The 22,930-nt window shown below is 68.8% G+C and carries 23 protein-coding genes and 1 tRNA gene; 7 read left to right on the top strand and 17 right to left on the bottom strand.

The annotated features are described in order from the left end of the window. Window positions 1-8 precede the first annotated feature (8 nt). Both ADBZ5U_RS00930 and ADBZ5U_RS00925 read right to left on the bottom strand, forming a co-directional pair. Window positions 9-2,093, bottom strand: a complete 2,085-nt coding sequence (locus ADBZ5U_RS00930) for a hypothetical protein (protein ID WP_526261407.1) — start codon at window positions 2,091-2,093, stop codon at window positions 9-11. Window positions 2,094-2,181: 88 nt separating this feature from the next. Further along, on the bottom strand, window positions 2,182-3,708 hold the full coding sequence (locus ADBZ5U_RS00925; protein ID WP_526261405.1) for a flavin-containing monooxygenase: 1,527 nt from the start codon (window positions 3,706-3,708) through the stop codon (window positions 2,182-2,184). 86 nt (window positions 3,709-3,794) lie between these two features. Between ADBZ5U_RS00925 and ADBZ5U_RS00920 the strand changes: the two genes are divergently transcribed. Next, on the top strand, window positions 3,795-4,427 hold the full coding sequence (locus ADBZ5U_RS00920) for a TetR/AcrR family transcriptional regulator (protein ID WP_526261403.1): 633 nt from the start codon (window positions 3,795-3,797) through the stop codon (window positions 4,425-4,427). Here ADBZ5U_RS00920 and ADBZ5U_RS00915 read toward each other — a convergent pair. Both ADBZ5U_RS00915 and ADBZ5U_RS00910 read right to left on the bottom strand, forming a co-directional pair. Further along, entirely contained in the window at window positions 4,372-5,988 is a 1,617-nt protein-coding gene (locus ADBZ5U_RS00915) for a WS/DGAT domain-containing protein (RefSeq protein WP_526261401.1), read from the bottom strand. The two genes, ADBZ5U_RS00920 and ADBZ5U_RS00915, sit on opposite strands and share 56 nt — an antisense overlap. Then, window positions 5,988-6,179, bottom strand: a complete 192-nt coding sequence (locus tag ADBZ5U_RS00910) for a hypothetical protein (RefSeq protein ID WP_526261399.1) — start codon at window positions 6,177-6,179, stop codon at window positions 5,988-5,990. Before ADBZ5U_RS00910 ends, ADBZ5U_RS00915 begins: the two co-directional genes overlap by 1 nt. A gap of 10 nt (window positions 6,180-6,189) precedes the next feature. Here ADBZ5U_RS00910 and bsh point away from each other — a divergent pair, with 10 nt between their 5' ends. Further along, window positions 6,190-7,587, top strand: a complete 1,398-nt coding sequence (gene bsh / locus ADBZ5U_RS00905; protein ID WP_526261397.1) for a bile salt hydrolase — start codon at window positions 6,190-6,192, stop codon at window positions 7,585-7,587. A 12-nt stretch (window positions 7,588-7,599) separates the two neighbouring features. Here the strand turns inward: bsh and ADBZ5U_RS00900 are convergent, their stop codons facing one another. The 6 genes from ADBZ5U_RS00900 to ADBZ5U_RS00875 form a co-directional block, all read right to left on the bottom strand. Next, window positions 7,600-8,280, bottom strand: coding sequence for a TPM domain-containing protein (locus ADBZ5U_RS00900; protein ID WP_526261395.1), 681 nt, complete (start codon window positions 8,278-8,280; stop codon window positions 7,600-7,602). A gap of 125 nt (window positions 8,281-8,405) precedes the next feature. Further along, window positions 8,406-9,125 (bottom strand): M15 family metallopeptidase, encoded by a 720-nt coding sequence (locus ADBZ5U_RS00895; protein ID WP_526261393.1) that lies wholly within the window; start codon window positions 9,123-9,125, stop codon window positions 8,406-8,408. 37 nt (window positions 9,126-9,162) lie between these two features. Continuing rightward, window positions 9,163-10,128 (bottom strand): PE-PPE domain-containing protein, encoded by a 966-nt coding sequence (locus ADBZ5U_RS00890; protein ID WP_526261391.1) that lies wholly within the window; start codon window positions 10,126-10,128, stop codon window positions 9,163-9,165. 77 nt (window positions 10,129-10,205) lie between these two features. Further along, complete coding sequence (locus ADBZ5U_RS00885) at window positions 10,206-10,892, bottom strand: response regulator (protein WP_526261389.1); 687 nt, start codon at window positions 10,890-10,892, stop codon at window positions 10,206-10,208. Then, entirely contained in the window at window positions 10,889-12,547 is a 1,659-nt protein-coding gene (locus ADBZ5U_RS00880; RefSeq protein WP_526261387.1) for a sensor histidine kinase, read from the bottom strand. The genes ADBZ5U_RS00885 and ADBZ5U_RS00880 overlap by 4 nt, the downstream gene beginning before the upstream one ends. 20 nt (window positions 12,548-12,567) lie before the next feature. Next, the gene (locus ADBZ5U_RS00875) at window positions 12,568-13,986 is read right to left on the bottom strand and encodes a condensation domain-containing protein (protein WP_526261385.1); all 1,419 of its coding nucleotides are present in this window, start codon (window positions 13,984-13,986) and stop codon (window positions 12,568-12,570) included. A gap of 282 nt (window positions 13,987-14,268) precedes the next feature. Here ADBZ5U_RS00875 and ADBZ5U_RS00870 point away from each other — a divergent pair, with 282 nt between their 5' ends. Continuing rightward, complete coding sequence (locus ADBZ5U_RS00870) at window positions 14,269-15,090, top strand: hypothetical protein (RefSeq protein WP_526261383.1); 822 nt, start codon at window positions 14,269-14,271, stop codon at window positions 15,088-15,090. Here ADBZ5U_RS00870 and ADBZ5U_RS00865 read toward each other — a convergent pair whose 3' ends face one another. Further along, window positions 15,091-15,966, bottom strand: a complete 876-nt coding sequence (locus ADBZ5U_RS00865) for an alpha/beta fold hydrolase (RefSeq protein ID WP_526261381.1) — start codon at window positions 15,964-15,966, stop codon at window positions 15,091-15,093. It lies immediately after the preceding gene. A 72-nt stretch (window positions 15,967-16,038) separates the two neighbouring features. Between ADBZ5U_RS00865 and ADBZ5U_RS00860 the strand changes: the two genes are divergently transcribed. Then, window positions 16,039-16,422, top strand: coding sequence for a hypothetical protein (locus tag ADBZ5U_RS00860; protein ID WP_526261379.1), 384 nt, complete (start codon window positions 16,039-16,041; stop codon window positions 16,420-16,422). Window positions 16,423-16,452: 30 nt separating this feature from the next. Here the strand turns inward: ADBZ5U_RS00860 and ADBZ5U_RS00855 are convergent, their stop codons facing one another. The 4 genes from ADBZ5U_RS00855 to ADBZ5U_RS00840 form a co-directional block, all read right to left on the bottom strand. Then, window positions 16,453-16,710, bottom strand: coding sequence for a DUF3297 family protein (locus tag ADBZ5U_RS00855; RefSeq protein ID WP_526261377.1), 258 nt, complete (start codon window positions 16,708-16,710; stop codon window positions 16,453-16,455). 51 nt (window positions 16,711-16,761) lie between these two features. After that, complete coding sequence (locus ADBZ5U_RS00850) at window positions 16,762-17,118, bottom strand: hypothetical protein (RefSeq protein ID WP_526261375.1); 357 nt, start codon at window positions 17,116-17,118, stop codon at window positions 16,762-16,764. Window positions 17,119-17,756: 638 nt separating this feature from the next. After that, window positions 17,757-17,829 (bottom strand) — tRNA-Ala (locus ADBZ5U_RS00845). Window positions 17,830-18,017: 188 nt separating this feature from the next. Next, on the bottom strand, window positions 18,018-19,277 hold the full coding sequence (locus ADBZ5U_RS00840) for an MFS transporter (protein ID WP_526261373.1): 1,260 nt from the start codon (window positions 19,275-19,277) through the stop codon (window positions 18,018-18,020). Between the two features lie 60 nt (window positions 19,278-19,337). On the opposite strand from ADBZ5U_RS00840, the gene ADBZ5U_RS00835 reads away from it, so the two are divergent. Next, the gene (locus ADBZ5U_RS00835) at window positions 19,338-19,715 is read left to right on the top strand and encodes a DoxX family protein (protein ID WP_526261434.1); all 378 of its coding nucleotides are present in this window, start codon (window positions 19,338-19,340) and stop codon (window positions 19,713-19,715) included. Between the two features lie 148 nt (window positions 19,716-19,863). On the opposite strand, the gene pgm is transcribed toward ADBZ5U_RS00835, so the two are convergent. After that, window positions 19,864-21,498, bottom strand: a complete 1,635-nt coding sequence (gene pgm / locus ADBZ5U_RS00830) for a phosphoglucomutase (alpha-D-glucose-1,6-bisphosphate-dependent) (protein WP_526261371.1) — start codon at window positions 21,496-21,498, stop codon at window positions 19,864-19,866. Window positions 21,499-21,558: 60 nt separating this feature from the next. Here pgm and crcB (ADBZ5U_RS00825) point away from each other — a divergent pair, with 60 nt between their 5' ends. Together crcB (ADBZ5U_RS00825) and crcB (ADBZ5U_RS00820) are read left to right on the top strand one after the other, a co-directional pair. Beyond that, window positions 21,559-21,930, top strand: coding sequence for a fluoride efflux transporter CrcB (gene crcB / locus ADBZ5U_RS00825; RefSeq protein ID WP_526261432.1), 372 nt, complete (start codon window positions 21,559-21,561; stop codon window positions 21,928-21,930). Further along, on the top strand, window positions 21,927-22,298 hold the full coding sequence (gene crcB, locus ADBZ5U_RS00820; RefSeq protein ID WP_526261369.1) for a fluoride efflux transporter CrcB: 372 nt from the start codon (window positions 21,927-21,929) through the stop codon (window positions 22,296-22,298). Before crcB (ADBZ5U_RS00825) ends, crcB (ADBZ5U_RS00820) begins: the two co-directional genes overlap by 4 nt. A 36-nt stretch (window positions 22,299-22,334) precedes the next feature. Here crcB (ADBZ5U_RS00820) and ADBZ5U_RS00815 read toward each other — a convergent pair whose 3' ends face one another. Beyond that, window positions 22,335-22,766: a hypothetical protein gene (locus ADBZ5U_RS00815; protein WP_526261367.1), complete on the bottom strand. Its 432-nt coding sequence runs from the start codon at window positions 22,764-22,766 to the stop codon at window positions 22,335-22,337. Between the last annotated feature and the right edge of the window lie 164 nt (window positions 22,767-22,930).

The raw sequence follows: 22,930 nt of genomic DNA, 5'->3' as shown, positions 1-22,930 counted from the left end.
CCGCCGACTCAGACGACGAGGAACGGGTTGAACAATGTGACGCTCTCCAACCCGGCGGAGGCGTCGTACCTCGACCAGGTCGGGATGTCGACGAGCGGTGTCAGGATCTTGTAGGCGATCTCGGTGCCGTCCGGCGAGGGCAGGGACCAGTAGGACGTTCCGAACCCGGCGTCGCCGAAGTAGACGTAGTTGAAGACCGAGCCGACCGGGGGGATCTCGCCGGGGGCGGTTCCAGCCGTGCCGTCGGAGACCCCGGTGACCATGATCGCGTGGCTGTGGAAACCCAGCAGGTCCCACTGGTCGGTGACGATGGCGTCGAAGCTTCCCCGCTGCACGCCGTCCGGGTCGTAGACGCCGAATTGCCGATAACCCTGGATCTGGACGTCCCGCGGCGGCAGTCCGTTGACACCGCTCGGGATCAGATCGGAGGTGGGAAGCAGGGCGTAACCGCCGGCGATCGGCAGCCGTCTGACGGGGGGCGGTGCCGCCGCATTGAGCCGATTCACCGGGAACGTAAGGACATTCGAGACCTTGCCGTCCTCGCCCTCAATCAGCGAGACCACGTCACCCGACGGTGACGGCATCGAGGTGGACAGAACATAACTGGCGTCCCTGCCGGCGTAGGAGACGTTGTACACCGTGCCGGTCGGGGGGACCTGCCCGACGCCGGTGCCCACGTTGTCTCCGTCGCTGTCGGTGACCAGGATCGCCTGGGTGTAGGCGCCGAGTGCGTCCCAGGTGGTGGTCACCTCGCCCTCGAAACTGCCCACGGTGCCGCCGGCCGAGTCGCGGACGTCGAAGACTTCCCGGGCCTGAACCGTTTGGAACAAGGGCAGGAATCCGCTTGTGCCGGTGAAGGTCTCGCCCTCCGGATCGGACGGCACGATGAAGTACCCGTTGCCGAGGTCCACCGGTCTGTTGTCCACGGTGCGGTCGGCGATGCCCAGGGCGGCGTCGAAGCGCTCGAAGAAGCGGATCGGGATGTCACCGAACGGCGTCGTCAGGGCTGCCGAGATCACGTCACCCGACGGCGACGGCGTCGCGGAGTAGGACCACCCGAACCGGCCGATCAGTTTCATGCCGGCGATCACCGAGCCGACCGGCGGGACCTGCCCGGCGGCCGTGCCGACGTCCCCGTCGGCGGAGGTGACGATGAGTTCGACATACTCGCCCAGGCCGAACGGGGTTCCCGTGGACACCAGGGCGCCGAAGGATCCCGCCGTCTGCTCGGTGACGGGGTCGACGACGTCGTACCGCTGCTGTCCCTGAACCATGTTCAGCCCACCGGGCCCGTACGTCCACGGGCCGTAGAAGGAGGTCACCAGTTCGGTGGAACCGGGCACCAGCCTGCTGCCGTTGAAGTCGACCGTCTGGTTCAACGTCGGCTTGGGGGCTCCGAGGTAGAAGGCGATCGAGAACTGCTGATACACCGAGGCCAGGAAGGTGACGGTGGTCGACAGCGCCGTGATCCCCAGCACCTGGGCGGACGGGTGCGGTGCCAGCGCGTCAGGGTTTGCCAGCGCCGACAGTGCCGCCGCCGGTGCGGTCGCCGCCGCCGGCCCCGGCGACGCGGTCCCGAACGGGCCCGGGTTGGGATTCGTCGCGACAGCAGCCGTCGGCGCGACAGGCGGGGACGCCGCCGCCGGAGACATCGGTTCCGCCCCGGGGGGGATCGCATCGGCCGCCCCGGACATCACCGCGTCGCGGCCGGGCGACCTCACCCGGTCAGCCGGTGCGCCCGATCGCCGCCGAGGGCCGTCGGCGCTCGGGACGGGAGTCGTGTCATCGGCCCCGAGGACCGCGGGGGACAGCGCCGAAGCCGCGGCGCGCGGCGTGGCAGGCCTCGCCACCGGACTCGACGGGGACTCGCCGGTGTTCCGGGCTTGCGCCGGAGGGGATTTCGCGGCCCGCGCCGGACCGGTCCGACCCGCGCCGCGCGCCGGCGGGTCGCCCGCCGACGAGTCCGCCGAACCGGTGCCGCCGGAGTCGGCGCGGTCGGCGGCGGCGACCGCACATCCGCTGAACAGGGCCGTACCGATCCCGAGCGCGACCGCGAGTCCGCCCACGCGGCCGACGAAGTGCGAACTGTCCATGATCTCCCCGGTGACGGCCCCGAAATTTTGGCTGCGCGGAAATCTAACACGGCCCGACGGGCGCTCTATTCGGCGCGGGGCGGGTGCCTCACTCGGCGGCTGACGCGGCGACGGCGACGGCCGGCTTGGCCGTGCCGAACCGCAGCGCCGAATCCTCCACCGGACCCTTGCGCAACCGCTGATGGTCGGCCCAGTAGTCCATCTCGATGGTCCACGGACCGCTGGTCCCCTGCCGCGGGAACGTGTCGATGGAACGTTGGAGGTAGCCGGCCGCGAAGTCCAGCATCGGAAGCCTGCCGATGTCCGGGTCGTCGCAGACCGGCACCACTGTGGTGTAGCCGTGGGCGTCCATGTAGTCCATCAGCTTGCACAGGTGCTCGCAGAGCAGGTCGATCTTCAGCGTCCACGACGCGTTGATGTAGCCGAACACGAACGCCATGTTGGGGATGCCGGAGAGCATGAAACTCTTGAACACCAACAGGTCGTTGGCCTTCTTCGGCTCGCCGTCCACCGACACCGTGATGCCGCCGAGGAGTTGCAGGTTAAGGCCGGTGGCGGTGACGACGATGTCGGCCTTGAGTTCCCTGCCGGAGGCCAGCAGGATGCCGTCGGAGGTGAACCGCACGATCTTGTCGGTGACCACCGAGGCCCTGCCCTTGCCGATGACCTTGAACAGATCGGCGTCGGGCACCGCGCACAGCCGCTGATCCCACGGGTTGTAGGTGGGATTGAAGTGGGTGGCGACGTCGAAGTCCTTGGGCAGGAACTTCACATTGGCCGAGCGGATGAGGCGACGGGCCAGTTCGGGACGCTTCTGGCACAGCCGGTAGATGAACCTGCCCTTGCCGATGTTGAACCGCCGGGTCGCCGCGTAGGCGGCCTTGGCGGGCAACACCTTCCGCAGATTGTTGGCGATCGGGTCCTTGCGCGGCAGCGGCATCACATAGGACGGCGAACGCTGCAGCATGGTGATGTGCCGGGCCTTGTCGGCCATCGCCGGAATCAGCGTGACAGCGGTGGCGCCGCTGCCGATGACGACGATCTCCCTGCCGGCGTAGTCCAGATCCTCCGGCCAGAACTGCGGGTGCACGATCTGGCCCCCGAAGTCCTCCTGGCCCTCGAAATGCGGGGCGTATCCGCTGGCGTAGTCGTAGTAGCCGGTCGCCCCGAGCAGCCAGTTGCAGGTGACGTCCCACCGCCGGCCATCGCGCTCCAGTGTCACCGTCCAGTGGCCGTTGTCGGTGGAGAAATCGGCCGCGATCACCTTGTGGCGGAAGTACATCCGCTTGCCCAGACCGTCCTCCTCGACCGCCTCGTGCAGGTAGTCCAGGATCTCGTGGGCGTCGGCGATGGCGTTGTCCGACGTCCACGGCTTGAACTCGTAGCCGAAGGTGTGCAGGTCCGAGTCCGACCGGATGCCCGGGTAGCGAAACAGGTCCCAGGTTCCGCCGATGGCGTCGCGACCGTCCACGATGGCGAAGGTGCTGCCCGGACGCCGCGTGACCAGGTAGTGCCCCACGCCGATTCCGGAGATGCCGGCGCCGACGACCAGGACGTCGACATGCCCGGTCAGCGCGTCCCGCGGGCGGACCTGGTTGAGCGAGGCTACGGACATGCGGACTCCCGATTCGGCGTGGCACTAAACGCTAACGATGTTATATTTTCCTCGACAGCTGTCAAGAGATGAGGGAAGTTGAACAGGTGACGGCCCACGTGTCCCGCCGGGAACCGGTCCAGGAGCGCGGTCGCCAGACTGTGGTCCGCATCCTCGAAGCCGCGGCCGCGATCGCCGACGAGGAGGGCGTCGATGCCGCCACCACCCGCGCCATCGCCGATCGCGCCGGAGTGTCCTACCCCTCGCTATACCGGTTCTTCGCCGACCGCGAGGCGATCCTCGACGAACTGCTCGAACGCCTTTGCGCCGAGTTGGACGCCCGGTGCGTCGAGGCCGAGAAGTCATGGCAGATCACCTCGGTGGCCGATCTGCTCAACAACGAACTCGACCTGCACGTGCACTACTACCGGCGCTACCCGAGTTCGGCGCGGCTGTGGATGGGTGGGCGCACTTCGGCCACCGTCGCCAGGCACGTCCGTGCCCGCATGCAGAATCTGGCCGTCCGGATCCACGCCATCCTGGTCAGCAGGCAACTGATCCCGCCGGACACCGATCCCCGGGCCCTGCTGGTGGCCGTCGAGATCGCCGACCGCGTGCTCGAGCTGGCCTTCCGCGGCAACAACGACTTCGATCAGGATCTGCTCGACATCGGCCGGCGCGCTCTCATCTCCTTTGGCCGCGACCTTTCCGGGGACCTTTCCCGCCCCGGCCCCAACTGACCGGCATCAGCACCACTCCGGGAGTGGCGTCGGCCAGTCGCTCAAAGGCGTCGACGAACCCCTCGGTGATCATCTCGTGGTCGGGCACCAGCGCTGTGTCGCAGGCGATTCCGACGACGACCCGGCCGTTGTAGCTGGCGATGGTGAAGCTCATCGGCTGGTCCCCCGACACCGGAGCCCAGCCGACGATGCCCTCCACCTGGCTGCCGGCCAGATACACCGTCGCGGGCGGGCCGGGCACATTGGTCAGGGTGCCCAGGGTGCGACTGGCGAACAGGTCGACCGACGCCTCGTAGAGGCCCCGGCTGAATCCGGCGATGGTCTCCTGGAACCGGAACGCCACCGCCGCCTCGTGGCCGTGCTTGATCCGGTCCATCCGCCGCTTGGCGGTGGCCAGCACCTTGTGCGGGTCGGGTTCGTCGGTCGGCAGTTCCAGTTGCACCAGGGCGAAGTCGTTGCCCAGCGAGTCGGGCAACGTCGGGTCCAGCGGCTTGAGATTCACCGGGACCATGAAGGTCACCGACGAACACAACGCCTCGTGCATCCGCAGATAGTCGTGCAGCGTCAACGCGATGCAGGCCACCAGGACGTCGTTGACGGTGGCGCGGTTGGCCCGGCCCACCGCCCTGATCGCCGCGACCGGCAACGGATCCGACCACGCCACACTCTTCTTGGCGGCGGCGGTCCCGGTCCACAGGGTGGCGTCGTTGCGGGTGCCGATCAGCAGTTTGCGGACGGTGTCGACGTCACCGGGCACCGCGGAGAAGATGTCCACCAGCGTCCCGCCGCCCGGGACGGCGGCGCGCACGGTCCCGCCGATGTCCGCGGCACCCGCGCGCATCGCGGTCAGCAGCGTCGCGCCCGCGCCCACCGGGTTGCGCAACGCGAATCCGCCGAATTGCGCGGCCCGCCTGAGCAGGTTGGACTCCGACGCCCGGGAGACGGCGTCGGTGGCGGTGCGGGCGACCCCCGCCACGCCCGAGCGCACCCGGACCGGCAGCGGACGGCCGGGCGGATGCGGATGCGCGCCGGACTGGATGACCGCCGGCGCCAGGATCGGCCCGCCCTGCGGGGTGGAGTCGAAAAGCGTCATCGCCAGTTCGACCATCCGCACGCCGTCGGCGATGGCGTGGTGGCTGCGCAGCACCATCGCGCTGCCTTCGCCGTAACGCCGGATCCAGATGGACTGCCAGAGCGGGTGTTCGCGGTCGAGGCTGTCGGTGCGGTGCGCGGCGACCAGTTCCTGCAGCGCCCGCTCATCGTCGGGGTTATGCAACGACACCAGTGACACGTGGTTGTCCAGGTCGAAGTTCGGATCGGGCTCCCACCACCAGGAGCCGTCCTCGTCGCGGACCGCCCTGCTGCGAAACACCGGATAGCGATCGATCAGACGTTGTTTGAAGATCCGGCGCAATTCGGTGAAGTCCAACGGCTCGGAGGTCCAGATCACCGAGTCGACGACCATCAGATTGTTCGGCCGGTCCATCTCCAGCCAGAGCGCGTCCTGAAAGCCGAGTTTCCGGCGTGAGTCTTCGATCGCGGGCTTGCGTCGCTCGCCCATCACACCTCCGCGTCGGCTTCTGCCTGGTTTTCGGGGATTCCCTGGCGCACATTGTCGCCGATCGGCGCGCCGTTGTTCACGGTACTTCGCAGGACGGGGTTGACCTGCCAGAATGGCCGAACACCGAGCGAAGGGACGATCGTCATGCCGAAATCAGCTTTCTCCCGCCTGACCGCGGCCTTCACGGCCACGGGGGCCGTCGTGGCGCTGTTGGGATCCGCACCGGCCGCCGAGGCCTGCAGTCGGGTCACCTGGCTCGGACCCGATGACATGGTGATCACCGGCCGCTCGATGGACTGGCCGTACTCCTTCCATTCCCACCTTTACGCCGTCCCGGCGGGCAGCACCCAGGACGGCGGCGGCGGGGCCAACTCGCTGACCTGGACCCGCAAGTACGGCGCGATCCAGGTGGCCGGAACCACCGACCCGAACGGGCCGATCGACGGGGTGTTCGACGGGATGAACACCACCGGCCTGGTGGCGAATCTGCTGTATCTCGGCGAGTCCGACTTCGGGCCGGCGCCAACCGACAACCGGCCGCGGCTGTCCTTCGTCGCCTGGGTGGACTACGTGCTGACCAATTTCGCCACCGTCAAAGAGGTGGTGGACGCCTTCACCGACCCGTCGATCTACATCGTACCCATCAACTTCGGCCCGGGCGGCGCCGCGCATCCGACCGTGCACCTGTCGGTGACCGACGCCTCCGGCGACTCGGCGATCATCGAGTACCTAGACGGCAAGCCGGTGATCCACCACGGACGGCAGTACCAGGTGATGACCAACAGTCCCACCTACGACGAACAGCTGAAACTCAACGCCAAGTGGGACGACGTCGACAAGAACCAGGACCTGCCGGGCTCCATCCAGTCCCAGGACCGGTTCGTGCGGGCGTCGTACTACCTGAGCAAGCTGCCGCAGACCAGCGACGAACGGCAGGCTGTCGCAGGAGTTTTCAGCGTCATGCGCAATGTCTCGGTTCCGTGGGGCGTGGGCGATCCGGAGCATCCGAACCTCTCCCCGACCTATTGGCGGTCGGCGGCCGACTCCACCAACAAGGTGTACTACTTCGAGTCGGCGTTGAGCCCGAACATCGTGTGGGTCAACCTGAACAAGGTGAACCTGGGCCCCGGTTCGGGAACCCGGGCGGTGGCGGTCGAGGAGAACTACTCGATCATCGGCAACATCGACGACAAGCTGGCCCCGGCGAAGCCGATCTCCTACCTGGCGCCCACGGCCGCGAATACACCGAAGCCGAAGGACATGACCCCGCCGGCAGCCCCCGCCGCGCCGTCGGCCCCCGCGGTGGAGCACAAGGGCGGTTTCAAGGCGTGGTGGCTGCTCCCGATCCTCGCACTGCTGGGCCTGCTGGCGTTCCTGCCGCGGCTGTTCCGCAAGCCGAAAGTCGCCGATCCGGTGAAGATCACCCCGGCCGCACCGAAGCCGGTTCAGCGGCCGGCGCAACGCCTGGTTGAGCATCCCGTGGAGAAGGTCGGCACCCCGGCGGAGACCGAGACCGACATCGAGATCACCTACGAGAACAACGCTCTCGGGGATCACCTGGAGGGCCGGGCGGACCGCAGCGATCTGACCCCGGATTAACTCAGGACCGACTCAGCCCAGCGCTTCCAATCCGGTCGCGGCGGCGACGGCCGCCCCGGCGAAGTCGCTGTCGCGTAGTTTCGGTTCGATCGTGTTGCGCCGCAAGTCATTTACGGACTGTTCCGACCCGTTTGCGGCGGTCGGCGAGACCAGGAATGCGTACTTCCGTTGCTTGGTGGCGACGGCGATGATCGCATCCCGGTCACCCATCTTGGTCAGTGAGCTGGTCTTGCGAGCCCACTCCACCGGAGGGCTGTCGAAGGCGTCGACGTAGACCACCCACAACCGGACGTCGCGGCTCGCCTGGAGGCTCTTGACGGCCGACTTCACCGCGGCGTTCTGCTTGCTGGTGAGCGCCCCCGCGGAATCGGTGACGGCCTGCTGAAGTCTCATCGGCGCGGTCTGCGCCGCCGGGGCCTGCGAGGCCTGCGGGGCCGGGGACGCCCCGGGCGTCGGGAGTGCGGACTGAACCGTCTCCTGGCTCGCGACGGTCGTGTCGGCCCTGTCGTCCTTGGTCAATAGGGACTTCACCCCCAAGCCGATCCCGCCAACCAACGCCAGCCCGGCGAGGATGACGGCGATGCGTTTCGGCCAGATGTACTTGATAGGCGGGCGCGTCCCGGTGGGCCGGCCGTCGGGGGTGCCGAAGGAATTGGCCTCGGGGTAGGGCCCGGGATAAGGCGGGGTGCCCACCTGTGTACTCCGATCGTCGGGTGGGAATCGGCTCCCCACCGAATGGCGTCACTATGGCACACCCCGCCCGGGTCCGGTTCAGCGCCGGCCACCCGCCGGCCACCCGCCGGCCACCCTCCATGGCATCAGCCGATCTCGAAGTGTTGGTAGTCAATCGGATTGCGCCACGCCCCGCCCCACCGCCAGCCGCGGTCGGTGAAGGCGCGCACCGCGGCGGACCCGGCCTTCAGCATGGCCGGGTCCGGCGACGCCCGGTCCAGGTAGCGCCGGGCGGTCTTGGGTTGAAGATCGCCGGTGTTGTCGATGTAGGGGTTGATGAGCGGGTTGACGTCGATGGCGCGGCCGTATGCGTGCAGGGACCAACCGTTGCCCAGCGGCCGGCAATTGAACGCAGAGGTGTTGTTGTCCCGCATGGACAGCTCGTCGTCGGCGCCCGGGTAGTGGTCGACGGTCTGCATCTTGGCGATCGGATACCTCAGCCGGCGCAACTCGGCGAAGATCGCGATGACGTCGTCGGCGTAATCCTTGTGCACCACCAGTGAGCCGCGAGCCGTGCCGCCGTCCGGGCCGATGTAGTCGAGGTCGACGCGGCGCAATCCCTGCGGTGGAACCGGGCAGCCCGGCCGCCAGGTGTCGCCGAGTTCGGCGGCGGTGACCTCGTGCACGGCCGGACCGGCCGGCGGATCGGTCGACGGCGAGACCGGAGCCGGCGACGGCGTCGGCGCGGCTTCCGCCGGGGCGGGGGGCGGGGGCGGCGACGCGAGCGCGTAGGCCACCCCGGTCGCGGCGAAGGCGGTCACCGCGGCCGTCGCCGCGGTCCGCCTGGAGATCAGCGAACGTCGCACCCGAAAGATCCCATCACAGGGGTGCGACGAATCGCCGTCACGCCGCGGACCGCCCCGCCGATCGGCTCCGGGATTGCCCGGTCCCCCGGCGCTCCGGTTGCCGGATCTGGCGCGGCGCGGCCCGCACGGCCGCCGCGGCCCCCGGTTGGGCCGGCGCCGGGTCATTGCGCGCGTAACCTCTGTCGACCGCCTTCTTCAGCGGCTTCTCGATCGCGGTGACGATCTCTTCGGAGACGCCGACGTCGCGAAGCGGTTGGACCAGTGGAAGCTTCGCGGTCGGGATGAGGTAGGTCGTGGTGGTGCCGCCGAGGTTGTTGACGGTGGTGGTGACGTCGGCGGGCGGGCCGGTAGAGAGGTCGGTAGAGAGGTCTAGGCCGCCCGGGACGGTCTCGTAGCGGCCATGGACGTAGACGATGCCCAGCACGGCGTTGGCCAGGCTCGCCGGATTCCACGGCCGGTCGGGGAAATCGGCCCAGCCGTCGTACTCGCCGTTGACGATGACGGTGTCGTAGGGGGTGTCCGGCGGGATGATCGGTGTGAGGCCGATCAGCGGAACCCGCATCCGGATGGTCCTGAGGATCCCCCCGGGCCCCGAGGGGTCGCCGATGGTGAGGAAGCTGAGTCGATCCGGGGCAGGTCGCAGATCGGCGGGCAGTGCCATCAAGTCCTTCTTGGCGTAGGCCACCGCGAGCGCGCCCTGGCTGAACCCGGCGGCGATCACGGGTTCCGCGGTGTTCAGCACACCGCGCCCGATGGCCTCCGCCGCGATCGCGATCGAGCGGTCCATGCCGGTCACCGTCGCCGGGTAGTCGACGCGCGAGATCGTGGTGCCGGCGAAGAAGGCCGGCAGTAGTTCTTCGGGGAAGGGCGGCGGGTGGAACCAGGTTCCGGTGCCGCTGACGGTGAAGGCCGTGACAGCCGTCGCCGGGGTGACGAAGGTCGGACAGACCAGGCCGACGAGCATGGCCGTGACGAATGCCGGCACAGTGCGCAGCAGCGTCATGAACAGACGCTAGCCCACCGGAAGCCCCCGCTTGTGCTGTTCGGTCCGAGAAGTCGACTGTCCCGCGCCGGTGGCGGTCAGGTGAGCAGATCCTCCCGGCTCCCCGTGGCCTTGACGATGAACTCCTGCTCAGGACGGCCGGTGGTGCCGTAGCGCAGGCCGACTTTGACCTCGTTGGTCGAGACCAGGCCGGCCAGATAACGCTGGGCGGTCGCGCGCGACACGCCGATCTCGGCAGCCACCTCGGCTGCGGAGAGGGGTGCATCGTTTTTGGTGAGCGCCTGCAGCACAAGCTGTTTGGTGGGTGAGGCCGCGGCAGCGGGCGCCAGCGGCGCGGCGGCGCGGGGCCGCAACGCGTCCAGGGCGGAGTCGATCTCGCCCGGTCCCAGGTTGCTGCCGGACAGGATTCGCCGGTAGCGGGCATAGCCGGCAAGCCGCGCGGCCAGTTCGGCGGGCGCGAAAGGCTTGACCAGGTAGCTCAACGCCCCGGCGGAGATGGCCGCCCGGATGGTCTCGGCCTCGGTGGCAGCGCTCAGCACGATCTTCTCGCACCGAAGCTCCCGGAGCAGATCGAGACCGGATCCGTCGGGCAGGTAGATGTCGACAAGAGCCAGGTCGACGGGACCGGCTTGGCGGGCCGCGGCCACCGTGTTGGCCTTGCAGGTCACGGTGAAACCGGCCATCGCCTCGACGATGCCGGCGTGCATCTCGGCGACGCGGAAGTCGTCGTCGACCACCAGCACGGTCAGATCGGTGTTGCTCACGCCGCCGCCTCCGCCATCACGCCCGGAATTGTGGCGATGAACTCCGCGCCGGGCAACTCGGCGCCGGGGTCACCGGCGCTGGACAGCCGGATGTCGCCCCCCAGCGTCCGGGCGATCTGCCGGGACAGCGTCAGCCCGATACCGCGACCGCCGGGCAGGTCGGACTCCGGTTTGGTCGAGGTGCCCTCGTCGAAGATCTCGTCGGCAAGACCGGGTTCCACGCCGTCGCCGCTGTCGCCGACGGTGATGTGCAATGTCGAATTGACTTGCAGCAGCTCCACTTCCACCAGCCTGGCGGGGCCGCTGCCGGTCCGCGCCGCGTCGATGGCGTTGTCGACCAGGTTGCCCAGCACCGTCGTCACCTCGACCGGCAGCACCAGCCGACCGGGAACCCAGGTGTTCTCCCCGATCCGCAGCGTCACTCCGGCTTCCCTCACTCCGGCCGCCTTGGCCGCCAGGAACGCCTGCAGATAGGCGTCCCGGATGGTGTCTATCCCGGGCAGCGCCGAGCCCAGGGGCCCGGATCCGAGGAGTTCCCCGAGGTACTCGGTGGCCTCATCGGAGCGGCCGGTGTGCAGCAGCCCGTCGAGCAGATGCAGACGGTTGGCGTATTCATGGCGCTGCGCCCGCAGCACGGTGCTCATCAGCTGCACCGCGTCGAGCTGTCGAGTCAGTGACTCGACGTCGGTGCGGTCACGCACGATGAGCACGCTGCCCAGCTCGCGGCCGTCCCGCGACACCGGCCTGGCCGAGACGACCAGGATCCGCTCGCCCACGGTGGCCAGGGTCGGCGTGGGATCGCAGGAGCGCAACACTCCCAGCACCCGAGGGGTCAGGCCGATCGCGTCGACGGGACGCCCGGTGGCCGAGCTGATCTCGAGCAGTCGGCAGGCCTCGTCGTTGACGAAACTGACGTTGCCGTCGGAATCCGCCGCCAGCACCCCCTCGCCGATGCCGTGCAACACCGCCTCCTGGGTGCGCACCAACTCGGTCATCTCCACCGGCTGCAGGTCCAGCGTCTGCTCCCGCCAACGCCGGGCCAGCAGAGCCGACAGCACCGCCCCGAGCAGAAGCGCCGGGCCGGCGGTGAGGGCGGCGAGGCGACGTTCGCGGCGGAGCACGCCGGAGACCGACGAGGCCGACATCCCGACACTGACCTCGCCGACCACGGCGCTGGTCGATTCAGGGGCGAACACGGGGACCTTCGCGCGCACCGACGGGCCCAAGGTGCCGGTCTGCTGGACGATCTCTTCCCGCCCGGCCAGGGCGACGGAGGGATCCGTGCTGACCGGCTTACCCAACTCGGCGGGGTTGGGATGGGTCAGCCGGATACCGCCGTCGTCGGTGATCACCACGAACAGCGCCTGGGTGCGCTGCTCAACCTGGGTGGCGACTCGCTGAAGGTAGCCCCCGGCCAGCTGATCCACCGGTGGAAGGTCGCGACTGGCGCGGGCGACCTCCTCGCGCACCGCCTGGTCGGAGGCGACGACCCGGGCGATGTCGAGGGAACGGAGGCCGTATTCCTGGAGCAACCGGCGGTTGTAGATCCCGGCCAGCAGGGCGAACGCGACGCCCAGGGTCAGCGCCACCACCGCAAGCTGCAACAACAGGATCTGCGTCGCCAGCCTCAAGTCGACTCGGCGCTTGGCTGGCACCGGGGCAGCTTAACCGGCGATTAAGCAGAATGCACAAAAGCTGTGTCCGCAGTCGGATCCACCCAACCCCGGGCGGCCTGCGCGGCGTCGGCGAACACCGAGCGCAGCACCGCCAGGTACAGGTGCACCGAGTGGCGGGCCTCCGCGGTGTCCGGGAAGGACACCGTGACGGTGGTCTGGTCGGCGTGCCGGGCGATCCAGATGTTGATGCCGCCCTCGGAGAGGTTGTCGATGTAGACCCCGAGGCGATTGGCGTCGGCGTCCGGCATGTTCCGGAAGTCCATCAGCGACACCATCATCGACGGCCGGGTCGCCGGCGACACGCCCAACTCCTCGAGGGAGACCAGTTCCAGCACCCGCTGGAAGGGAACCGCGGCAAGGTACTTGTTCGCGTCGAACGACTTCTGCGCCGCCCGAGCGGTGCTCGCGAAGTCCCCCCCGGTGACGGGGACCGACACCGGAAAGATGCTGGCGTACCAACCGGCGCTCGTCGAGTGCCCGGTCCCGATCCGGGTGTCCGACGGGGTGAAGGTGTGGAACATGCCGGTGCCGGTGAAGTGGTGATCGGCCAACGCCGCGCACGCCATGACCCCGCCGCTGAAACGCGCCCCCGCGGCACGGCAGGCGGTGTCGAAAGCCTCGCTCTCCGCGTCGTCGAGCAGTTCGGCGGTGATCGCCGCGCCCCCGTTGCCCGGCGCCTCTCCCAGTTCCAGCGGGAAGCTGGGCCAGTCGCCGTCGGTGTCACGAGCGAAGTCGACCCAGTCCCTGATCGGCCGGGAGTCCGCCGTCAGCGCCGACACCTGCAGGCCCTGCCGCGCGGTGAAGTCGCGGTAGCCGGCGCTGCGCGGCAACGGGCTGGGGATTCCGTGCATCAGCGACTGGTAGGTCAGGAAGATGTCGCGGTGGATCAGCCCGGCCGACATTCCGTCGGTGTGCAGGTGGTCGATGCTGGCGTACACGGTGAAGTGGTCGGCCTTCTGGACGACGCCGAAGATGAAGCAGTCCCATTCCAGGGTGCCCGGGGTCGCGGTCAGCACGTGGGTGCGGATCTCGTCGTCCTCGAGGAAACCCAGCGCGGCGGGGACGAACTCGATGCGTTCGGGGTCGTCGATGCTGCGGCGGACGATGGCGTCGCCGTCTACCCCGAAGACGCTGTGGTAGGTGTCGTGGCGACGGACGTGGGAGTTGATCGCCTCGGTCATCGCGGCGACGTCGCACCAGCCGTCCATGTCCCAACTCACCATGATCAGCCGCGGGCACTCCCGCTTGAGCGCCCTGGCCTGATCAGCCTTGCGCACGTGCTGAGCCTGCTGCGACGTCGGCGGCAGTGGATCCCGCGCGGCCCGCGCCATGATCTCGCGACTGGCCGGTGACGCGGTCCACGCGGTCACCGGCCCGCGCCCTGGCTGCCAGAGATTGATCGAACCGATGGCGACCATCTCAAACTCCTTACGTTCGCAGAAAGTTTCTGCCGACCGCCAAGGTACGCGACGGCCGGGGAGAGTGTCGCGATTGTGCTCGCTACTGACGAACTGCACGATCTGCTTGGTTCTGCTCATTATGCGCAACGTTCTGAGCTGCGGAGATCCTCTGGAATGCGTTTGTGGGGAGGTATCGGTATCGTCGAAGAAAAGTTAACTGGGGGGCGGTTCATGGCCGAGAGACAGCCTGCCGGGGATAGTCGCCGGATTGCACCGAGAGACGTATTCGGGCGCTGCAACATGCCCTCGCGGTGGGAGCGCCTGACCGGTGTCGCCCCCAAGATCCCCGAGGACACGAGGTTCCTGTCCTTTGTCGCCGCCCGTTACCGCGGCGAGGAGCGCCTGCCCCACCCCGACGCCCTCGCGGTGCCCGGGGAGGTTCTGCTCAGGCAGCGGACCGGGTTCCTGTGCGGGTGGGTGTCCGTCTTCGCCGTCCTGGTGGGGGTCGTCGGCATGGCCGCCGGGCGGCCGCTCCTGGCCGGCTTGGGGGCCGTCGCGCTGCTCGGTGCGGTGGCGGCCGTGGTGGTGGTCTCGATCTCGACCGAGCGGGCGGTCCTGGACTTCCACGCGCTGAGGTCCCGATGCGAGGCCGCGCAGGCCCGACTCAGCGGGGACTGCCTGGACCCGGAATACCGGTCGACCTTGACCGAGATGATCACCTGCGACGAGGGGACACTGGCCTACTGCGCGGCCAAGGTCGCCTCGGAGATCCAGCGGGCCGCCGGCTGGGGGTCCACCCGCCTGGACGTGGCGGCGATCGACTTGTGGGACGAGTTGGCCGAGATCGGCGCGAGTGCCCGCCAGATCGCCGAAGACCGCGAGATGACCGAGGAACTCAAACGCGGCAGGCTCCGAGACGACGCCGAGGTCCGGCAGACCATCGAGGCCGACACCCGGATGCGCACCGAAAGGATCGCTCTGCTGGCCGCCCGGGTTTCGGCGCTGGCCGACTATCGCGATCGGGTGCACCGCCGCGGCGCGGTGGCGGTTCGGGACAGCAGGCTGACCGAGCGCGCCATCAGCATCGCCGCCGACGAACTGGCCGCCAGGAAGCTGCCCTGACTACTTCGTTTCGTCGGCCAGTGCGATCAGTCGCGCCCGAACCAGGTCGGGCCGCTCGTCGATGACGAAGTGGCCGGCGTCGACCGGTTCGAAGGTGTAGTCGTCGGCGTTGGCGGTGTCCGGCGACGCCAGTGAGTGATGCACGGCGAAATCGTGCATGCCGAACAGGGCGCGGATCGGACGGGTCGCGCGTCGCTGCTCGGGATTCCTTGCCGCCGAGGGCAATTCGTGCAGCAGGAAGGTTCGGTAGGTGTCGGTGGCGGTTCGTGCGCACACCGGGTCGCGGAACCTCCCGGCATACGCCCTCGCCACGGCGCGATCGACGCGGTGGGCCCTGGGTCCGGAGCCGAAGATGACCCTCTCCAGGTAGCGGGTGCGCCGCTGCAAGGGCACGCCGACGCCGGCGACGAAGGGTTGGTAGGCCAGGAACCGCCACAAGTGCGGCAGCGTGGTGCGCGGCGTCTGCCAGGGGTGGGCCATGTTGCACACAAGGTAGCCGTCGAAACGTTCCGGGGCGCCCAGCAGCATCCGGTAGGCCACGAAGCCGCCCCAGTCGTGCCCGACCAGCAGCGCGCGGCCCAGGCCGAGGGCGTCCATCAGGGCCAGCACGTCGTCGGCCACGTCCTGTTTGGCCCACTTGTGCGGCGGGGGCCCCGACCAGCCGTATCCGGGTAGGTCGGGGGCAATGATCCGCAGCCCCGGAGGTGGGTCGGCGAGCAGGTCGCGGTAGACCCAGTGGTGTTGCGGCCATCCGTGCAGGGCGATCACCGGCCGGCCGTCGACCGGCCCGGCCTCGGTGACGTGGAACCGCACCCCGCGCGCTTCGACGAAGGAACGGCGGGCGCCCGGGACGGCGGGAGGTTCGCTGTTGGTCATCCCTGGACTATAGGAATCCCTGGACTACCGAAGACAGGACACCGCCGGGTCGGGCACCTTAGGATCCCCGGCATGAGCGAAACGAGCAAGGGTGTGCGCGGGCTTTCCACATTGGGCACGGCGGCCGGCCTGGCCTGCCTTGCCCTCGCGCTGGCAGGACCGGCCCATGCCGACGATTTGAACTCCACGAACTGCTCCGAGCAGCAGATCATGTCCTCGATGCAGCGAAACGACCCCGTCGTCTGGGGGAAGATCAACGGGGATCCGAAGCTGGAGCAGCAGTTGCGGGTCGGGCTTGCGGTGCTCCTGGCCGCCCCTCCGGGGCAGCGTCAGCAGCAGGTGAACACGCTGGAGGGGATCCTCGGCTACGAGCGGTGGGCCGGTGTCAGCAACGACATCATGGACTCGTCCAACGGCCCGATCGGCAGAGCCGTCAACAACTGCCACAGCTTCTGAGCCACCGCCCCCGCCATCCGGCGGTACCCGCTATTCCGCCCCGCGGAAATAGGGCTCAACCGTCCCGCTCAGCTTGATGACCATCGGGTTTCCCCGGCGGTCCCGGGCGGTGGGAACTTCAACGCGCACCCAGCCCTCGTCCACGTCGTATTCGTGGACATTGGTCTTCTCGACGCCGTTGAAGCGAACACCCACGTCGCGGCGGAGCACCTCCTCGCTGTAGAAGGGGCTGCGCGGGTCGATGGAGAGGTGCCTCGGTGGGGCGTCTGCGATCTGCTCGTCGGGCATGGGGGCTTTCGTCGGGTGCTCGTCAGGTCATCGGGTTGGTTCCCCGAGAACCTACGCGGGGTAGCAGGGCGCGTTACCCGGGGTGAAGTACGGCTGCCCGGTGGGCATGTAGCAGACCGGCTGGCCGGGGAAAGTCGGCTCCGGGAGGAAACCGGGCGGCAGGGGCGGCCAAGCCGCAGGCGGCGGGGGTGGCGGGTAACCCCACGGATGGGCGATCGCATCCACGGCCGCTCCCGCGACCGCCGCGTCGGCGACACCGCCGACGATCCCGGGCGTGCAGCCGCCGACCTCGACGTGCCGTCCGCCCACGCCGCCGCAGATTTCGGCTTGCGCCGCCGTTGCGAACGTCAACGGGACGGCGGCCACGGCCAGCGAGGCCAGCAGCAGGGTGGTTGTCTTCTTCCTCATAACTCACAGTATCTCCCGCGCCGCCCACTCTGTTACGGGGAACGGGCGAAGGCACGTCGAGGCCGTCACCTCCACTGACCGGGCGCGCCCCAGTTGGGTCGTTCTAGAAGCTCATCGCCAGTTCAGGCTCCGCCCACGGGTCGTATAAAGCGAACACGACACCCCCGGATGCTGCGTTGGTTCCGGCGGACGCTACCGCCGATCTCCGACAAACCCAGCCACCGCTAATACAGTGCCTGCCAACCCACCCTGCAACGCGGGTTAGTCACAGTCGTCACACTGGCCGGTCACCGGCAGCGCGAGGCCGCAGCTACACCATTTCGCCTCGTGGGCCTTCTTATCCAAATATTCCTGGGCGGCGTCTGGCGGCGGCGCGGGCTCTCCGTAAACAATGCCGCGTACGGGGTCTGGTTGCGCACCGCGCTCGCCCAGTGTCCGCCGTGGCCGCTCCCCCATGTGAGTCCCACCTCCCCAGTAGTGCCGTCCTCCTCGTGGCCCGACAGTAACGACCACCACCGACACCGACGGCCAAACCAGCGGCAATTTCACTAGCGATAGGACATAGTTAGGACATTCGGCCCCGCAACGACCCGATCCAGCAAAAAACCCGAGGCCCCAAGGCCTCGGGTTTTCAAAAGTGGAGCTAAGGGGACTCGAACCCCTGACCCCCACACTGCCAGTGTGGTGCGCTACCAGCTGCGCCATAGCCCCAGGTGCGTGTCGAAACTACACCACCGCCGCAGCGGCCTCAAAACCCCACCAGGCCGCGGCCGCTGCCAACCACTAACCCGAGTGCCCGCCCGCGAGCGACAACAAACCGCCGCCGACCCACCCCGAAAGCCCCGAGCCGCGGGGCACTAGCCTTGCGCTCCCGCGGAGCCCGGGCATCCGCCCCCCGACTAGAGCAACTCCCCCGTCGCCTCCGGCCCCGGCGGCCGGGCCGGCGTGTGCTCCACCGGCGAGGCGTCCCGGGTCTCCGGAGCGAACACCCACCCGACCGCCGCCAGCACCAGGATCGCCCCGCTGAGCGCGAAGGCCCACTCGAACGAGAACCACTGGGCCAGCAACCCGACCCCGAACGAGCCGATGATCGACCCGAGATCCGACATCATCTGGAAGGTGGCGATCGCGGTTCCGCCGCGGGCTTTGCCGATGATGTCGGCGACCGCGGCCTGCTGCGGGGAGTTGTAGACCCCCGACGCCGCCCCGGCAAGAACCGCCCCGGCGAAGAACACCGGGACCGAGCCGGCCAGACCCAGCACCGCCGTGGAGATCCCCGCCAGCGCCAGACCCGCGATGAGCAGCGGCCGCCGCCCGATCCGGTCGGAGAGCCGGCCGCTGTACAGCACCACCGAGACGTTGCCGACCGCGAAGGCTGCCAGCGCCAGACCCGCCGCGCCCGGACTCTGACCGAGGGCCTCGGCGACGAAGAGTGGCACCAGGGCGAACCGCAGCCCGAACAGCGACCATCCGGTGGCGAAGTTGGACAGCAGCGCCGCGCGGTAGGCCCGGTGCCGCAACGCCACCCGCAGCGTCACCGTCAGTTCGTCGGGCTCGGCCGGCGCCGCCAAGGGCGAGTCACGCAGGCTGACCAGGACGACGGCCGCGGCGAAGAGCAGCAGGGCCCCGTAGATGAGGAACGGGGCGCTCAGACCCAGGCCCGCGGTCAGGCTGCCGACCACCGGGCCGGCCACCGAGCCGACCAGGAACGCACCGGAGAACATGCCCGCCACCCGGCCTCGGGCGTCGTGCGGGCTGATCCGGATCATCAGGCCCAGCGCCGAGACGAAGAACATCGTCGAGCCGATTCCGCCGAGCGCCCGGAACAGCAGCAACTGCCCGTAGCTGTGCGCGAACGCGCACGCCGCGGTGGACAGCGCCACGATCAGCACCCCGCTGACGTAGATCCGCCGCTCCCCCAGCCGCCGCACCAGGAACCCGGTCGGGGGCGCCGCGCACAGCCGCATGACCGCGAAGGCGGTGATCACCAACGTCGCCGCGCTGATGCTGACGCCGAACTGCCGGGCCAGTTGCGGCAGGACCGGGGCCACCACCCCGTAGCCCAGCGCGATGATGGCGTTGGCCACGATCAGCGACCAGACCTCGCGGGGCAGCGCGACCTTCGACTCCGAGGACGACTCCCGCGCGATGGAACTCACCCAATGACTGTATTCCGGCGCGAAATCACCAAGCTGTTCGGCGCGGATAGGATTTCCGCCATGGGCGCGTTGACCTCACCGAAGACTTATACCGCTCTGGCGGTGTTCCAAGCAGCGGACGCCGCCGCCTGCGCGGCCCAGGTACCGCCCATCAAGAAGAGCCTCGACACGGTCGGCTGCCCAGAGAACATTCGGCCGATACTGCCGGTTGTCAAGGTCTCCGCCGCCGTCGGGCTGCTGTCGGCGCGGTGGTTTCCCGGGCTGGCGAGGCTGACCACGGCGATGTTGACGCTGTACTTCACGCTGGCCGTCGGGGCGCACGTGCGTGTTCGCGACTCGGTGGCCAACACCGTTCCTGCCGCGGCTTTCCTGACCCTCTTCGCAGCCATGACGGCCAAGGGGCCCCTGCCTGGGGAGCGTCAGTTACGCACTCGATGACGAACGCTCATTGCGGCGGCCGAGGCGGTGGAAAAGCTGAACACTGCCTAATGCCAGACAATCCAGGCGAGGAGTAGCACAAGCAGCGGCAAGCCGAGGATCACCAGTCCATCCACAAGAAGTATTCGACCACGGCTGTCGAAATTAGTCAGGATATGACTGTATTCACCAGCTCGCGGGCGGCTTGCTGCACCTCCGCCAGGTGCTCGGGGCCCTTGAAGGATTCGGCGTAGATCTTGTAGACGTCCTCAGTGCCCGACGGACGCGCGGCGAACCATCCGCTGGCGGTGGTGACCTTCAGTCCGCCGATGGGAGCGCCGTTGCCCGGGGCGTTGGTGAGCTTGGCGACGATCGGCTCGCCGGCCAGTTCGGTGGCCGTGACCTGTTCCGGCGACAGCTTGGACAGCCGCGCCTTCTGCTCGCGGTCGGCCGGGGCGTCCATCCGCGCGTACACCGGGGCGCCGTAGGTCTCGGCGAGTTCGGTGTAACGCTGCGACGGGGTCTTGCCGGTGACGGCCAGGATCTCCGAGGCCAGCAGGCACAGGATGATGCCGTCCTTGTCGGTGGTCCAAACCGCGCCGTCCTGGCGCAGGAACGACGCCCCCGCGGACTCCTCACCGCCGAATCCGATTGTGCCGCTGACCAACCCGTCGACGAACCACTTGAAACCGACGGGGACCTCGAGCAGGGTGCGGTCAAGTCCGGCGACCACCCGGTCGATGATCGACGAGCTCACCGCGGTCTTGCCGACGGCGACGCCGGCCGGCCAGCCGGGGCGGTGGCGGTAGAGGTAGTCGATCGCCACGGCCAGATAGTGGTTGGGGTTGAGCAGCCCGGCGTCGGGGGTGACGATGCCGTGTCGGTCGGCGTCGGCGTCGTTGCCGGTGGCGATCTGGTAGCTGTCCCGGTTGGCGATCAGGGAGGCCATCGCATTCGGCGAACTGCAGTCCATCCGGATCTTGCCGTCGGTGTCCAGCGTCATGAACCGCCAGGTGGCGTCGACCAGTGGATTGACCACCGTCAGGTCGAGGTTGTGCCGCTCGGCGATCGCACCCCAGTAGTCCACGCTGGCCCCGCCCAGCGGGTCGGCGCCGATGCGGATCCCCTGGGCGCGGATGGCGTGGACGTCCACCACGTTGGGCAGGTCGGCGACGTAGGCGTCCATGTAGTCGTGCCGCTGGGCGCGCTGCAGGGCGGTGGCCAGCGGCACCCGCTTCACCTCGCGCAGGCCGCCGCGCAGAATCTCGTTGGCGCGCTTGGCGATAGCGCTGGTGGCCTCGGTGTCGGCAGGACCGCCGTTAGGCGGGTTGTACTTGAATCCGCCGTCCCGGGGCGGGTTGTGCGACGGCGTGACGACGATCCCGTCGGCGACACCGGAAGTCCGGCCCCGGTTGTGGGTCAGGATGGCGTGGCTCACCGCGGGCGTCGGGGTGTAGCGGTCCGCCGAGTCGATCCGCACCGCAACCTCATTGGCGGCCAGCACCTCCAGTGCCGACACCCACGCCGGTTCGGAGAGCCCGTGGGTGTCGCGGCCGATGAACAGCGGACCGGTGGTGCCCTGCGCCGCCCGGTATTCGGCGATGGCCTGCGTGGTGGCCAGGATGTGCGCCTCGTTGAACGCCCCGTCCAGGCTGGACCCGCGGTGCCCGGAGGTGCCGAACGCCACCTGCTGAGCGACGTCGTCGGGGTCGGGTTGCACGGTGTAGTAGGCCGTCACCACGCGGGACAGGTCGATGAGGTCTTCGGGCAGCGCCGGCTTGCCGGCGCGGGGGTTGGCCGCCATGACCGCAATTGTGCCCGTCGGCCCGCCATACTGTGCCCTTGTCGACGGAAGGGGACACCGCTGCTCGGACATGACGCGAAAACGCTGGCCGTGGTCTTCGTCGGCGGCGCGGCCGGAACGCTGGCGCGCGCGGCACTGGCTTCGGCTGCCGTCCCAGATCCCGGACGCTGGCCGTGGCCGACCTTCGTGGCCAACGTCGTCGGCACGGTCCTGCTGGGTTTCCTCGGCACTCGCCTGGCAACCTCCGATCTTCGCCGGCCGCTGTGGGGCACCGGATTCTGCGGTGGGCTGACCACGTTCTCCACGGTTCAGGTGGAGACCCTGCTGATGATTCAGCAGGGGCACTACCTGTTGGCCGGGGCCTACACCACGGCCGGCCTCGTCGTGGGCTTGCTCGCCGTCTACCTGGCCCGCGGACGGGTGCGACGGTGACCCCGGCCCTGTGGGTGGGCGTGGCCGTCTTCGGCGGCCTGGGCGCGGTGGCGCGACTGGTGATGGAGAAGGGCGTAAGCCGCCAACTCGCCATGACCTTCCCCATCGGCACGGTGACGGTGAACGTCACCGGAGCCTTCCTGCTCGGCGTCGTGTCGGGCTTCGCGCCGAGCCATCAGACCGCCGTCCTGGTCGGCACCGGCTTTCTGGGCGCCTACACGACCTTCTCCGGCTGGATGCTCGAAAGCCGTTCGCTCGCGGAGCAAAAACAGTGGCGGACCGCGGCGTCCAACATCGCGGTCAGCGTGGCGCTCGGCCTGGCCGCCGCTCTGGCCGGCCACTGGCTCGGTGGCCTTCGGACTCACTGAGCCTCGCGGCTGTCGGCGAGCATAGTTCCCTCCCCATCACGCGAGCAGCAGCGCGCCGCTCACCAACAGTGCGATCACCTTGACCGCCTCAAACCCCACGTAGACGAAATGCGCGCGGGATCGCCCGGATTCGGCGACCGCCGCGTCGGCCAGCACGGCATCCGAGCGCCGGCTCAGAGCCGGCCGCACGCCCAGCACCTGGGCGCCCAAGGAGACCACCGCCAGACCCAGTGCGAGGTACACCCCCGTCGAAGGTCGACCCAGAACCACAGCCACGAGTGCCAGCGCGGCCAGCACCACCTCACAGATATTGAGCGCGCGGAACACCAGCCGCCCGATGCCCAGGCCGAGTTGGATCGTCACACCCGGTGCCCGGAACTTCAGCGGGGCCTCCAGGAACGAGATGGCCAGCACCATCCCGAGCCATACGAACACCACCGCGGCCGCAACTGCCGACCAGTGATTCACCGTTGCTCCTCCCCTCCTCGATCATTCGACTGCCGCGAGAGTGCGCCCAGATCGACAAAATCACAGCTCGGCCCTCGAAACATCGACCTGGGCGCACTTTCGAATCAGGCGAAGGGGGCTGCATGCGCGAGATGGAGGAATGAGCGACGGGCTATAAAGGAATC

Source organism: Mycobacterium sp. (genome assembly GCF_040398885.1).
Lineage (GTDB): Bacteria > Actinomycetota > Actinomycetes > Mycobacteriales > Mycobacteriaceae > Mycobacterium.
Note: the sequence above shows the minus strand (reverse complement) of the source record. Positions and strands in the feature narration are given on the sequence as shown.